General features: G+C 39.9%; 13 protein-coding genes and 2 other RNA genes. 11 read left to right on the top strand and 4 right to left on the bottom strand.

What is annotated here, in order from left to right; all coding sequences use genetic code 11:
- Positions 1-130 precede the first annotated feature (130 nt).
- The 7 genes from JM64_RS00400 to JM64_RS00370 all read left to right on the top strand — a co-directional run bounded on the left by JM64_RS00400 (position 131) and on the right by JM64_RS00370 (position 9350).
- Positions 131-2755, top strand: coding sequence for an alpha-amylase family glycosyl hydrolase (locus tag JM64_RS00400; RefSeq protein ID WP_064011037.1), 2625 nt, complete (start codon positions 131-133; stop codon positions 2753-2755).
- Between the two features lie 146 nt (positions 2756-2901).
- Positions 2902-3609 carry a hypothetical protein gene (locus JM64_RS00395; RefSeq protein WP_064011036.1) on the top strand — a complete coding sequence of 236 codons (708 nt, stop codon included), beginning with the start codon at positions 2902-2904 and terminating at the stop codon, positions 3607-3609.
- Positions 3610-3722: 113 nt separating this feature from the next.
- A complete protein-coding gene (locus JM64_RS00390) occupies positions 3723-4478 on the top strand; it encodes a hypothetical protein (RefSeq protein WP_014451961.1) in 756 nt (251 codons plus the stop codon).
- A 43-nt stretch (positions 4479-4521) separates the two neighbouring features.
- On the top strand, positions 4522-5724 hold the full coding sequence (locus JM64_RS00385) for a hypothetical protein (RefSeq protein WP_064011035.1): 1203 nt from the start codon (positions 4522-4524) through the stop codon (positions 5722-5724).
- A gap of 43 nt (positions 5725-5767) precedes the next feature.
- Entirely contained in the window at positions 5768-7756 is a 1989-nt protein-coding gene (locus JM64_RS00380; protein ID WP_064011034.1) for an early set domain-containing protein, read from the top strand.
- A gap of 168 nt (positions 7757-7924) precedes the next feature.
- Entirely contained in the window at positions 7925-9103 is a 1179-nt protein-coding gene (locus JM64_RS00375) for a 6-phosphofructokinase (protein WP_064011033.1), read from the top strand.
- Between the two features lie 25 nt (positions 9104-9128).
- On the top strand, positions 9129-9350 hold the full coding sequence (locus JM64_RS00370; protein ID WP_064011032.1) for a hypothetical protein: 222 nt from the start codon (positions 9129-9131) through the stop codon (positions 9348-9350).
- 154 nt (positions 9351-9504) lie between these two features.
- Here JM64_RS00370 and JM64_RS09895 read toward each other — a convergent pair whose 3' ends face one another.
- Positions 9505-10455, bottom strand: coding sequence for a DDE-type integrase/transposase/recombinase (locus JM64_RS09895; protein ID WP_064011031.1), 951 nt, complete (start codon positions 10453-10455; stop codon positions 9505-9507).
- Between the two features lie 125 nt (positions 10456-10580).
- On the opposite strand from JM64_RS09895, the gene JM64_RS00360 reads away from it, so the two are divergent.
- The 3 genes from JM64_RS00360 to JM64_RS00350 are packed head-to-tail and all read left to right on the top strand — an operon-like array spanning position 10581 to position 11217.
- Positions 10581-10781 (top strand): DUF1659 domain-containing protein, encoded by a 201-nt coding sequence (locus JM64_RS00360; protein ID WP_064011030.1) that lies wholly within the window; start codon positions 10581-10583, stop codon positions 10779-10781.
- Positions 10778-10996, top strand: a complete 219-nt coding sequence (locus tag JM64_RS00355) for a DUF2922 domain-containing protein (RefSeq protein WP_064011029.1) — start codon at positions 10778-10780, stop codon at positions 10994-10996. The genes JM64_RS00360 and JM64_RS00355 overlap by 4 nt, the downstream gene beginning before the upstream one ends.
- Before the next feature lie 26 nt (positions 10997-11022).
- Complete coding sequence (locus JM64_RS00350) at positions 11023-11217, top strand: hypothetical protein (protein ID WP_014451954.1); 195 nt, start codon at positions 11023-11025, stop codon at positions 11215-11217.
- Between the two features lie 90 nt (positions 11218-11307).
- On the opposite strand, the gene JM64_RS00345 is transcribed toward JM64_RS00350, so the two are convergent.
- A complete protein-coding gene (locus JM64_RS00345; protein WP_064011028.1) occupies positions 11308-11955 on the bottom strand; it encodes an HAD family hydrolase in 648 nt (215 codons plus the stop codon).
- A gap of 25 nt (positions 11956-11980) precedes the next feature.
- Positions 11981-13327, bottom strand: coding sequence for an MATE family efflux transporter (locus JM64_RS00340; protein WP_064011027.1), 1347 nt, complete (start codon positions 13325-13327; stop codon positions 11981-11983).
- 242 nt (positions 13328-13569) lie between these two features.
- Between JM64_RS00340 and rnpB the strand changes: the two genes are divergently transcribed.
- An RNA gene (rnpB, locus tag JM64_RS00335) (RNase P RNA component class A) lies at positions 13570-13888 on the top strand.
- Positions 13889-13925: 37 nt separating this feature from the next.
- Here the strand turns inward: rnpB and ffs are convergent.
- An RNA gene (gene ffs, locus JM64_RS00330) (signal recognition particle sRNA large type) lies at positions 13926-14190 on the bottom strand.
- Positions 14191-14282 lie beyond the last annotated feature (92 nt).

Here is a 14282-nt window from a genome sequence, read left to right as displayed (position 1 = left end):
TGTCAGAAATGGCAACAAGGGGCTTTTCTTTTTTTTGGAAAAAGTTCCAAGAGCTTGAAGTTATGGTTTGATAAGATGATAAAATAACAAAATAGTAAAAATTATGAATTGTCGGGGAGGAAGAGTTAGCATGCTCAGAATCAACAAGCTTAGCTTATTATCTTTTGTGGTATTGATTGTCTTAATTATTGTTCTTAGTCTTTCAGCATGTTCTTCTTTGAAAACGGCTGGCAAGATACAAATTTCGATAAATGTTAATACTCCCAAACCGGTAGAAACGAAGGACATAAAACATGGTCTTAATGCATACATCGACGAAGTATCGAGTGTCGAGTTGATTGTTTACGATTCGGCGAACACGGAAGTTATTAAGCAGAGTGTGAACAAAAATAAAGATATATCATTTTCATTTGAATTACCAAGTGGTGGTACTTACAAGTTCGTTGTAAATGGAAAACGAAACGACAACAGCTTTGTCTTTACAGGTGAGAAAACTCAAACGCTCCAACCAGGACAAAGTTACACAATTTCCATAGATACAAAATTTGTAAATGGTTATCTTACAGTCTTTGTAGATTTAGATGATGGGTTGTTGGTTATGTATGATGTTCAGGAATTAAGAGCTCTTCTGAAAGACAGCTCAGGTAATGTTATCAAAGATGAGTTTTTCCAGATAACACCACAAGCTACAAGATTAAGTATCTCTATTGACTGCTATCCAAGAGTGTATTCTGTTGGTATTTCTGCAAGGCTGAAGGATAAGGCAACTTCAGAAGAATGGAGTAACAATTTGGACGAAACAGCTGTAAGTGTTGAAATAAAACCTGGACTTACAAGTGTTTTAGATGGATTTAGGATTTTCTTTGACCCAGCAGAAGGTCATCCGCAGATTACATACAAATTCGGGGCACTCGCTCCAACAATTAATGGTGCTATCTACAATGTTGATACGAACGAATTAACGATAAATTGGTCTTATCCTTCGTCGATAGCTAACGCGAAATTTTACGTTTATCTTTTGGATAAAAACAACAACCTTTCTCTTTGGGACATAACAACTTCACACTCAAGTACAAAAGAACTCCTTGGGGTAGATTTTTGGAATGTGCAAAAAATTGGTGTCCGTGCGGTTGTCAATGGAAAGGAAAGCAAGATAGAATACATTGACAAATCAAACGTCAATATCACGTCAATTAACGTACCATTGACATCTTCAACAATGTACACTCTTTTCATACGCTCATTCTACGATTCAAATGGTGATGGAATAGGTGATTTTAAAGGGGTTTCTCAAAAGATAAACTATCTTAAATCCCTGGGTGTTGACACAGTTTGGTTCCTTCCTTTCAACAAAGCCAAATCATACCATGGTTACGATGTCGAGGACTATTACGACGTGGAACCGGATTACGGTAGTTTCTTGGACCTTGAAAATATGATAAAAGAGCTCAACCAAAACGGCATCAGGGTGGTTATGGACTTAGTCGTTAACCACACTTCCGATACCCATCCGTGGTTCCTCGATGCGGTTGAAAATACAACGAATTCGAAATATTGGAATTATTACATCATGACATTGGAAAATAGAGACGGATGGAACCACTGGCACTGGAAGATAAACTCTAAAGGTCAAAAAGTTTATTACTTTGGGTTGTTTGATTTGTCGATGCCAGATTTGAATTTCGATAACCCTGCGGTAATGGAAGAGATAAAGAGGATAATCGATTTTTGGATAACGGTTGGTGTTGATGGATTCAGACTTGATGCACCAAAGCATTATAAAGGGTGGGATTGGAACGATGATATACCAGGTTCAGCATACTATGCAAAACAAATAGAGAACTATATAAGGAGCAAGCTTGGAAGTGATGCAATCGTTGTTGGAGAAGTATACGATGGAGATCCGTCAGTACTTTCTCAATTTGCACCGATGCCAGCACTCAATTTCACGTTCATGTACGGAATCACTGCAAATCATGAAGGAAAAGACAATTTACTCGTAGAGACAATCTCTTGGGTCAACGGAGCAACGTACTATCTGAACGTGAACCACTTCCCGTTTATCGATAACCACGATTTGAACAGATGGATTTCTGTATTGATAGACCAAAAATATTCAGGTGACACGCAAGCGGGGATAAGACAATATCTGTTGACGAATGCTTTACTACTCTCACTTAATGGAATGCCAGTAATTTACTATGGTGACGAGATTGGCTTAAGGGGATGGAAATGGAACGGTGACCCTTGGGATTTACCAGTGAGAGAGCCGATGCAATGGTATGCCAATCAACAGGGTGCAGAACAAACATGGTGGACTAAGCCTATATATCAACAGAAAAACATAACCTTTGGTAATGCGAATGTAGACGGAGCGATGTATGATGACCCAAACGATGGTGTATCGGTGGAAGAAGAACAAACAGGTTATAGTATACTGAATTTCTTCAAACAATTTATTAACTTGAGGGCGAGCTATCCGGCATTGGCAAAAGGTTCATTGACAATAGAAAGAGATTGGAAGAATTTATATGTGATTAAACGGGTGTATGGAACACAAGAAGTGCTTGTCCTTATCAATCTTGACCCAACATGGCCCAATAACTATACTGTGCCTGCAGGTTACAGATGGGTGTGGTATGCGTTCTTCAACGGTTCAATGTTTGAATTCGGGCCAAAGAGTGAAAGTCCATTAACAAACGATACTAACTGGACAGTTAATCCAAGACAAGTTTATGTATTTGTGAAAAACTAACGAAAGGTTGTGCAACATTCCGTGGAAATGTTCCAACTTGGAACTTTTTTCATTGGAAAGGTGTATAATACGATTTTGGGAAAGATTTGCGGCGTTGGTAACCTTGAAGATTTGTAAAAACACTTCAGAAAGGGGAGGTATGGAGTATGAAAAAGGTACTTTGGTTGTTTATTGCGGTATTGATGGCTTTAGTTGTTACCAGTTGTGTTGAACAACCACAACCACAACCGCAACCTATTGGAAAGACGATAACTGTTGATGGAGCACTTACCGAATGGGGAACACTCCTTGTTACGGATTTAGCAACAGATTCCAAATGGGGTTCAGCAAATGAGCTTTACGCTGCTGGTATTTGCTTTGATGCAACACAACTTTACATTGGTGGAGAGTATACGAAAGAAGGTTACAACAATTTCATGGTTATTGTGGATATCTCAGGAGTAGAAGGTGCGACGAATACAGCTCAACATGAATGGGGAAACAGGATGTATGCGGTTGAAAACGGTGACATCGACCTTGTAATTGAAGCTTGGGATAATGGTTTCGAAGCTTGGAAAGTGACACCAGACGGATTTGTGAAGATCACTGACAGTGTTTCAAAAGCCTTTAATGCAGGTGAACACATTAAAGCAGAGTTTGCGATCCCACTTGAAATATTTGGTATAACTAAAGCTTCGACAGAGCTTACAGTGAAAGCAGCGTTTGTCCTGACAGGGGGTACCAGTGATAATGGAACAGTCCAGTGGGCCGCAGATTTCTTGCCAGAACAAGAAGCAACACCTGTGTCGGGTGATAGTGGATATAAAGCCCCACTGGTGTTAAAGAGTATGATTACTTATAGTCCGGAACACTAATGTTAATATCGTTAAATTGCCAAAAAGAAGGGGCGCAAGCCCCTTCTTTTATGAGTTTTCTATACTTAAACTAAGCGATTACTCATCTTTTTATCTTTTCGGAGGTGGTCTCTTTGAAAAAATTGTCTGGTTTTAGAAGCATATCCTTCATTTTTGTACCCGTTTTAATTTTATTTATCCTTGGAACCGTTTCAAGTTGTATGAAGCTCCTGAACCTTCAGCTTCCAGATGGCATTTACGTTGTAGGTGAGTGGAACAACTGGGTGCCAACGGAAGGTGACAAAATGACACCCAGCACCTCAGAGGACGCTTATGTTTTTGAATTACCAGTTGCTTCGATAACTTTCAATCCGAGCCGTGGCGGACCACAGTTTTTGATAGGTTACTATAAGGTAATTTACAGGCAAAGTGGAGTTACAAAGGTTTCTTCCGCAATTCCTGTTTGGAAAGAAAACCTTGGAAGTGATACAAAGCTTACGATTTATGCCACACCAACAGCTATGGTTAATGGTTTAGCTGTTGGGGTTGGTGATAGTGAGAAGATGAAGACAGCTCAAAAGAACTGGTCAATAGGTGGAGAAATTAATAATTGGAATCTGACCCAAGGAGTAATGACTTGGGATGATACGAACAAGGTCTTTGTTTACGAAGTGAAGAATTTCGCGGGTCAAAAAAAGGAGTACAAATACAAACTCTCAAGAACAGATAACGAGTGGAAACCTTGGGAAATGAACTACGATGGAAAGAAATACGATGCAGGGATGGGACAAGACGCTTCCTTTTCGTTACCAGAGGATGGAACGTATGATTTGAAGTTTACGTATAATCCTAAGTTCTCTATCCTTGCGGTAACTTACACGAAGAAGTAGCTGTAAATTACTAAAAGAATTACCTTTGTGAGGTGATGATAGCGTGAAGAGTTTAATGTGCAAGATTTTTTTTGTTTCGTTACTGATATTGATTATAGTTTCAAACAATTTATTCGCCTTGCAAACAAGTTTTTCTACAAATTTTTCTGTTGCATATGATTTTTCAGCCGAAAATGTTGGAACATCATTCTCTACGGAGTTTAGAATGAACCCTTCCGCTCTTGGAAAAGATTTCGATTTTTCAGCAAGTTTAAATGGTTCGAATCTGGAATCAGCAAGGCTAACGTTCACGATTGAAGGTGCCAAAGTAAACCTTTACAAAAACACTGGTTTTATAAAGGCTTCAGACCCATTAGTTCTATATAAATATGACAGTGGGAAAGACGGTGTAGAAATTCAGACAAGTCATTTCAAGGTCGTTTTCTCTGACGTAGTGATGTATGCTGATATGAAGATTCCTTTTATGAACACAAACTTACTATTTGGCAAACGCGATGAAAAGTTCGATACAGCTTTGTATGGGTTTCTGAAAGTTTCTGGGTTAAATGTCAACTATGAGTTTGTATTACAAGACGTGAAAAATTTCGATATAAAGAACTCCGTTGGAATGGTTTCTGTCGCCGAAGGTAACTACAACTGGGGTGTTAGATACTTGCTTGCTGGTGCTACGAATACAAGCTTGGCACTCAGCCCTCAATATATAAGCAACCAAAACATCGTGAGTGCATGGTACAAATTCGGTTCACAACCTGCGTTTAACACATATGTGAATACGAATTTCAGCTTTGAAAAGTTTTCCGATGATGTGTTAAAAAACACTGAGGTTGGTATGGATATAAACTATGGTGGTGCATTCGTCAACCTTAAAAAGACAGGTTTTGCTGATGTTACAGGGGCAATGCCAACGGAGTGGGGAAAATTTAATGTAAGCCTTGGAACTACGTTCAGCTTCATGAACTTCTCGGGGAAATTTGCTTATTCGTTCGGAAAACCTGCACACAATGTAGTTAATACAATCGGAGAAGTTTATTACGTAGAACTTGGCCGTTCGTTTGGAAATATAAACTTATTTGCCAAGTATCAAAAGATAATTGGTTACTACGAAGAAAAGGACTTTTTCTTTGGAGAACTTAAGTTCACTGGTTTCCAGAACGCAGATTTTGCAATTCAAATTGGGAATGGAGATTTTGCAGGGGATAATCCATTCAAACCTGTTGTTGCGTTTAAAATCAACGCTTGGTGGTAATTTTTGGAAAGAAATAAAAAGTGAGGATTAGGAGGTGCGGTTGATGAAGCTTTCGATATTTTCAAACTTGAAAAAGGCACTGTTTGTTGTTACTTTAATTGTTCTACTTTCAACATTGTCGTTTGCAGGTGTTACTTACAAAGACGGAAAGGTTATATTCACATTCAAAGCTCAAGCTAACGTTGTTTATCTGGCAGGTACATTTAATAACTGGAGTCCAATAGCATGGGCGATGAAGTTAGTTGATGGGGTTTGGACCTACGAAGCGGAATTAAAACCTGGAACCTACCAGTACAAGTTTGTTATCGATGGCAAGACCTGGAAAGAAGACCCGGAAGCCCCAGCCTATGTGGATGATGGGTTTGGTGGCAAGAACGGAATCTTCACACTTACAGATGATGGCAAGATAGTAGCTCCGGAAGGAACAACTCAAGCACAAACTCAGCAAGGCGGAAAGAAGTATATACTGAATGAAAAAAGAGAAAACACGATATTTGTCGATGCTGATGGTTATGTGATTATCCGTTACTACAACAAAGACGCAAAACAACCTTACATTGCTGGTTCTTTCAACAATTGGAAAGCAGACGATACTCCGCTTTATTTTATCGAGGATGGATGGTGGGAAGCAGTATTGGAACTTCAACCTGGCGTATACGAATACAAATTCGTTGTTGACGGTAATTGGATACCCGACCCAAATGCGTTCGCATATACCGATGATGGTTTTGGTGGACTGAATGCAGTTATCGAAGTTGCACGCGAAGGTGGAAAACTTGTTGTAAAGGCACCAGCAACAGCAGTTAAGGAAGGAAAGCAAGAAGAAGCTAAAGTGGAAGAAAAGAAGCCCGTAGCAACGGTAGGAAAGGTCACACCGGGATTGTCTGTCGTTGATGGTAAGGTTGTTTTTGCAGTTAAAAAAGAGAATGCTCAAGAAGCTTATCTTGCAGGTTCGTTCAACGGATGGAACCCAAGGGCACAAAAGATGCAACTTATCGATGGATATTGGGTGACAACACTTGCTCTCCAACCAGGTGTGCATAAGTATAAATTCGTTTTTGTGATTGGTGGAAACGATGTCTGGGAAGAAGACCCACTCGCTCCAGCATACGAGCCAGATGGATTTGGTGGCAAGAACGGTGTATTCAAACTCGTTGAAAAAGATGGAAAGCTTGCTATTGAAGGAGTAGAATCGCAAGCAGGGGGACTACCGGTAAAAGGGAAATACGAGTTCACCTATTCGTTTAAGTTGGATGCGACTAAATATTTGGTTTTTACAGGTGCGCCAACCACTAAGTTGACACTGATGTTCGTTCCAAATTCAGACATCACAGTGTCCTTGGTTTACGGTGGAGCAACTGTCGACAGCGCTTTGTTTAACCTAAAGAACGATAAACTTAATGTTGGTTTCCATTACAAAACACCTTGGAATTTGCCCGCCGGAACCAAAGCCAAGGATACAGGCCTAGTTTTCAGTTATAAAGTAATGGAAAAGGTTTCTGTCATCTTCGGATTGGGCTACACGAGCAACAAACTTCCGATGGTCGGTGGTTTAGAATACAACTGTTTAACGCTCGTGGCGGCTTCTGATTATTACGCAACCGGTTATTCTGTTGCAGCAAGATACGATATAGAGAAGCCGTTCGGTCTTTCCGTCGAAGGCCTGTATAACTTGGCTAACTCCTCATATTACGTCGCTATGAGTTTTTCAACGGAACAGTTTGCGATTTATGGAAACTTTGATGGAAGCAAATTATTCACGGAAGCAAAAACAGAAATTTTTGGTTTTGGTCTGTACGCTAACGGTACATATACTCTCGGCTCCACAAATTACGCAGTTTATGGACAAATCAGTGTAGACAAATACAAATTCGGAATAGGCTATGAAAAATCCTCGACTACAAACGCAGTTTCAGTTGTTTTGGGAAGATTTGATAATGTTTATGACGTCAAATTGACCATCAAAAACACAAACCTGCAAAACATCATGGGAGCAACGACGTTAACATTGAGTGGTGTTGTTAGTTTCTAAATTAAACTAAATTTAAACTGAATTAGCGTTTTAGAAAACTATTTAAATGTTGTAACCCCGGACTATAGTTTTGGAATGAGTCCGGGGTTTTTGTTTTGCTTTCAAACTTTTGTGGTAAAATATCGATAAGTGTATTCAATGAATAAGCAAGGATTGGAGGGGTAGCTTATGAAGGCACTTTACGCACAGTCCGGAGGTGTTACAAGCGTTATCAATGCAAGTGCCTATGGTGTTATCGACGAGGCGAGAAAGAACGGATTGGAAGTATACGTTGGAATCAACGGTGTTACTGGTATTTTGAAGGAGAAGTTTTTGAATGCAACGGAGCTCGATATAGAATTTTTGAAGTACACACCAGCCGGCGCGTTTGGTTCTTGTAGAAAGAAGTTAAAAAGTGACGCTGATATAGAGAAGCTTTTTGAGATTTTTAGGAAAAATGATATTAGGTATTTCTTCTACAACGGTGGCAACGATTCTATGGATACGGCATGGAGATTGCAGGTCGAAGCACAAAAAAGAGGTTACGAACTGAAAGTTGTTGGGGTTCCCAAGACGATTGATAATGACCTTCCGCATACAGACCATTGTCCCGGCTATGGCTCCGCTGCGAAATATATCGCAACAGCTATGATGGAGGCAGCACTTGATTTAAGAAGCATGTATGTAGACTCCACTCAAGTTTTTGTCATGGAAATCATGGGAAGACATGCTGGTTGGTTAGCAGCTGCCGCTGCATTGGGCTGGGTAAACGGTATCGGTGCAGATATTGTGCTGTTACCAGAAGAGCCGTTTAATAAAGATGAATTTATTTCCGCGGTTGATAATATCGTTTCCAAGAAAGGTTACTGTGCCATCGCTGTTGCGGAGGGTTTGAAATATCCGGACGGGTTCTTTGTTTCCGATATGGGATTCACCGATAGTTTTGGTAATCGCCAACTTGGAGGTGTTGGGTTCACGATTGCCGGTATGGTTAGGTCTGAGTTGGGGTTAAAAACTCACGTAGCAATTCCTGATTATTTGCAAAGAAGTGGAAGACATATTGCAAGTGCGACAGATGTTCAAGAAGCTGAGATGTGCGGAAGAATGGCCGTCAGGTATGCACTGGAAGATAACTATGGTGTAATGGTTACGATGGAGCGCGTTTCAGATGAACCGTATGAAATTAAATATTCTTCAGTTCCGTTAAACTTGGTTGCGGAACAGACAAGGATGCTTCCAAAAGATTATTTCGACAAGTTCATGGTGACAGAAAAGTTCTTCAAATACGCATTACCATTGATACAAGGAGAACCGTATCCACCGTTCAGAAACGGACTGCCGGATTACAAGCTGTTGGATTTAAAATAATTACTTAGGAAAAGAGGGAAAAACCATGTGGATATTCACACTTATAGGTATTTTGGTTGTTGCGTTAATAGTGATTTCGTTACTTCCATTTTTGACACCTTTGCTGGTTTGGATAATAGGTATCGTTATTTTTCTATTAATGCTTGTTCTCTCATCCCTTTTCTTGGCTGCACTTGTACCTATCATAGCCATAGGTTTTTTGGTTTGGATAATCTACAGTGCAGTTAAAGGATGGAAGAAGAAATAGGATAAACAGAATATATACATAAAGCCCAGGGATTAAAAAACCTGGGCTTTTTATTTGTAAATTTCATGTTAACAGCCCATCTGTCGTAGATACATCTCATTGCCTGCGCAGGCAAGAACGTAAATGCAACTTTTAGTAAGCTTTAGTGATAGTGTTAACTTGTAGTGATGAAAGAGTGTAAGTGTGAAAGAATGAGATTGATATTACCATTGTGCGTTTTCCAAAGATTCTTCACTACACAAAATCCTTGAATATATTTCGCTAAGTTCTTCGTATTCTTCAGCCCTCGCTTGAGTCGGAAAAAGTCTTTCAACAATGAAAACTTAGATTCACATTGATTGTTTTTACCGAGCGGTACTACTACGTGATTGATATTTCTAAACAACAGCTTTACTGCACTTTCATATGCACCAAGTCCATCAGTAATAAGTTCAATGTTTTTAGGTTTTGAATCACCAAAGAACTTCTCGAGTAATACTTTGACTTGTCCCATATCACGATACTTTGAGACATGCCAACAAAGGATAAAATTAGTTTCGTGATCAACTAATAGCCAAACATAGTACTTTTGTTCTTTGAACACAAGAACAGTTTCATCAGCATGAACTGAGAAAACATTTTCGATGGTAAATGTTGGGAAAAGTACAGAGAATAAAGTACACAATTTAATAACCCATTTGTATATGGTGACATGAGATACTTTGATATTAAGAGAATGAGCAAGAGAGCGATAAGACATATTGTGTTTCATATACAAAACGAAAGCTTTTAAGATGAAGTAGATAGGAAAACGGAAATATTTAAATTTCTCAGGAATAAGAGTGACTGGTTCAGGAAGGTTAAAAGGAACTCTATCTTTGGTATGACAAGTTCTACAACGGAAGACAACGAAAGAGCGACGGACTTTGTAAATTTGCATAGATTTACCACAAGAAGTGCATTTGGGATAAGGGAAAGGGAAGTTTTTGCGTTTGTGAGAATGGGAGAGTTTGAAAGAATGATGGCAGAGTTTGCAAAGGAATTGTTGGTTACCGTATTTGTCATGACCATTTTTGTACAAGCTGGTGGAACCGCATTTGGGACAAGAGAGCATTGAGTTGTTCATATCGGGGAACCTGCTTTGTCAAGAGATGGTTGGGGGGTGTCCCCTCTTTATAAGGATAATGCGGTTTTTGGAAAGTTTCAATACTTTTAGTTAACATTATCGCTTTAGTAAGCGGAGGTGTATTTATGAAGAGATTGGTTTTGAGATGGGTAGTAGGGTTTGATGAAAACAACGAGCCTATCTATAGAAGGCAAAACATAACAGTTTCGGATGATTTTAGTCCAGAAAATGCGCAAACGGTTGTTTCGATACTTGACAAGTATTCAAAATACATGTGTGAAAGCGCTCAGATTGTCACGACCGAAAGTGTGGGTGATGAGTTATGAAAAGACTCACATTAATGTTTAGGAAAAGTGAAGGAACTCGAACGAGAACTTACAGGTTGAATATTCCAGAACCTATTGACAACATTAATCCTGCAGAACTTGAACAAGACATGCAACAACTTAAGCAAATCGGTGTGATACCTGAGGGATTTGAACCAGATGAAGCAAGACTAACGGAAACCAATGTGCAGGTTTTGGTTAATTTGATTCTCTAAGAGTTTGAAAATAGTGGGTGAGTGGGATGAAGTGGGTATGGGACATTCTTAAACTTTTCATGTATCTTGTTGAAAGACCTGGCGAAGGAGAAAAGAAGAAAGCTGAAGTCATGGAACTTATGGATGAGCTTTACGATGAACTGAACATCCAAATTCCAAGGGAAGTCTACCACTTAATCGTATCTTCTGCAATAGATTACTTGGCGTTGGTGTTATTCTGATAGGTTTTGTACTTGAATTTGTTTGCATTAAACCAAGATTAAAAAAGCCCTGAGGGTGATAAATCCTCAGGGCTTTTTTTCGTTGGATTATTAAAACACCTGTCTCCATTTTTCTTCTTCATTGATATGTATAAATTTGATTCCTACCTTTTCGCAAGCCATGTCAAATTCTGTATCACCTATCATCACACATTCATCTGGCGAGATATTTAGCTTTGTCGTTATCTCTTTGAAGAACATGGGATTTGGTTTAGCATACGTGCTATTTTCCATATGAGCGACATATAAAAACATTTCAGGTTCCAAACCAGCGAACTTTATACGTTTGTAAGTTGCAATCTTTGGGAAGAGCGGGTTAGAAGCGAATATCAACTTTTTATCGGTCTTTCTCATCAGTTCAATTAGTTCTTTCTTAGGTTTAACAATTTTTGAGAGCTGGTCGAATTCGTTTTCATAAAAATCGTAAAAGAGTTTTACCCAATACTCTCGAGATTTTCCTGAACATTGAGAAATCGCTATGCTGAACTTTTCAAAAAGGTTCTTATCATTTGCTGTATTTTTGATACTTCCTTCAACAGAGGACATGATCAATTGCAAGAGCTGATTAAATTCGATACCAGATTTTTTCGAAAGTAAAGTGAAATATTCTTTCAAAAACTCAGATTCAGCGTTTTCTATGATAGTTCCGTCGTAATCCAAGAATATGTATTTTATATAATCGGAGAATTTATTCCCCATTCTTTTTTGATACCTCCTTAATTTCTTAGACAACAGCTTTCTTCCAATTTGAGAACCTGAAAAAGGCGTAAGTTACGAAAAAAACTATCAAATTGCTTATTATCATACCCACAAAAATTCCCTTGAACCCCATAGTTGTTGCAAGCACGGCAATTATCGGAATTCTAATCCCCCACAGCCTTAGTATATCACCTATCATTGTCAGCACGGTCTTGCCGGCACCTACAAGTGCGTTGTTGTATATCATGTAGGATGTGAATATCGGCATTGAGAATGAGATGTACTTAAAAAATATGTCTCCCATCTTTATAACTTCAGGGTCGTTGATAAAAAATTTCGTTACTTGCTTTGCGTAAGCGAATGTGAGGATAGAAAGGAAACCTATAATTATAACATTCCAAAAGAAGGCAGTCCTAACCGTTCTCTCGGCATCTTCAAATCTTCTTGCTCCTATGAATTGCCCAACCATGGTTGATACTGCTCCAGCTAAACCAAAGGAAATCATTGATACAAGGTTAATAACTCTGTTCCCTATACCGTATGCACTTATTACTGCAGGTCCAAACATCGCTACGTATTTCATGATAACCGCAAAACCGGCAGACGTAACAGACATACCTATTGCACTGGGAAGTCCAAGCTTCAAGATTAAAGATATCATCCTCCATTCGGGTTTGAAATCCTTCCTCTCGATTCTTACAACAGCCCTTTCTGAAAAAACGTGATTAACGCTAATTGCTGCTGCCACAAGTCTGCCAATATTCGATGCCCATGCTGCTCCGGCAACACCAAGCCTGGGGAATGGACCTATTCCGAAAATCAAAAGAGGGTCGAAAATCATGTTTATAACGTTCATGTAAAGTATCATGCGCATTCCGAATTGTGAGTCTCCTATCGCACGCATAATGGAAGTAGTCGTGTTGAGTATGAATACAAGGGGCAGACCTATTATGTCAACAACATAATAGCTAATCGCGTATGGAATAACTTGAGGGTTTTTAGAACCGACAATGCCGTAAATAATAGGTTTTGTGAAGGCAAGTCCCAAGACTGTAGATAGAAGCCCCGTTATAATCGTTACTAAATACAATTGACCGGATGATTTCCTTACACCTAAGACATCTTTTTTTCCAGCATATTGGGAGACAATTGCTATGCCTGCCTGTGAAAAACCCATCGCGAGGGAAATGAATGTGAAAATAACAGGCCAAGTGACGGTTGACGCGGAGAATTGGATTGGTCCAAGTTTACCAAGAAAGTAAGAATCTACAATGTTGTAAATAGTTTGAAATGAATTTGAGATTATCAATGGCCAAGCTAAATGAAAAATGGAGTATTCTATTCGTTCGTTCAACACATCAACACGAGCCATTTAAAGAACACGCCCCTTGTATCAAAAATTTTAGATAATTCGTATTACGAACAATGCGTTTTTATTCTAACATAAGTTATGGGAGATGGTAAAGTCCTTTTGATGTTGAAAAGCCAGCAATGACGAAAGATATATCGCTAGAAAATACTATTAAAGCAGTCTAAAAAGCATTTTTCTTGAATTATTGATGAGGACGATATATAATTATTCGGGTTTGAAGAAATGAGTATAATAAAAAGTTCCGAGGGGAGCGGACAGGCGCGGGCAGCCGCACATGGCTGACCTGAGGAAAGTCCGGACTCCGTGGGCAGGATGCTGGCTAACGGCCAGGTGGCGCGAGCCACGGATAGGGCCATAGAAACGGAAACCGCCCTTTTGTAGGGCAAGGGTGGAAAGGTGAGGTAAGAGCTCACCAGCGGTGCAGCGATGCACCGGCTTGGCAACCCCCATCCGGAGCAAGGCCAAGCAGGGGGTCGGGTGGCTCCGCCCATATTCCCCCGGGTAGGCCGCAAAGACAGATGCCTGTCTAAACAGAATCCGGCTTACAGCTCCCCTCGGGTAAGTTAATAATCTTAGGGGTATAAAATAAAAGAGGGTGCCGTACACCCCGCTTCGACTTGTCCAGACCCGGCCGTACACATCCTGCATGGCTCCAGCCGGGCACCCCCACGGCACACACTTACCTACTTAGGGCTGCTTCCTTCCGGACCTGACCCGGTTCGTAGGCAGTTGTTGCGTGGGACCCAACCTTCGTTGCCACCGGATGTGCCGGTACCGAACCCGGACAGCCTCAGTCGGGGAATTCAGCCCCGCTAAGGTGGGTTTCGGGTTACAGGGGACCACCAACCCCCCGCTTAGTACGGCACCCTAATGAATTGTATCACGTTTTTTAGATTTTTCAATTGTACATTTTGTGGTATAATGTTTTTGTATGAAGAAGTCGTTTTTACAGTCA

The sequence above is a fragment of the Fervidobacterium pennivorans genome (assembly GCF_001644665.1).
Taxonomy (GTDB): domain Bacteria; phylum Thermotogota; class Thermotogae; order Thermotogales; family Fervidobacteriaceae; genus Fervidobacterium; species Fervidobacterium ngatamarikiense.
Note: the sequence above shows the minus strand (reverse complement) of the source record. Positions and strands in the feature narration are given on the sequence as shown.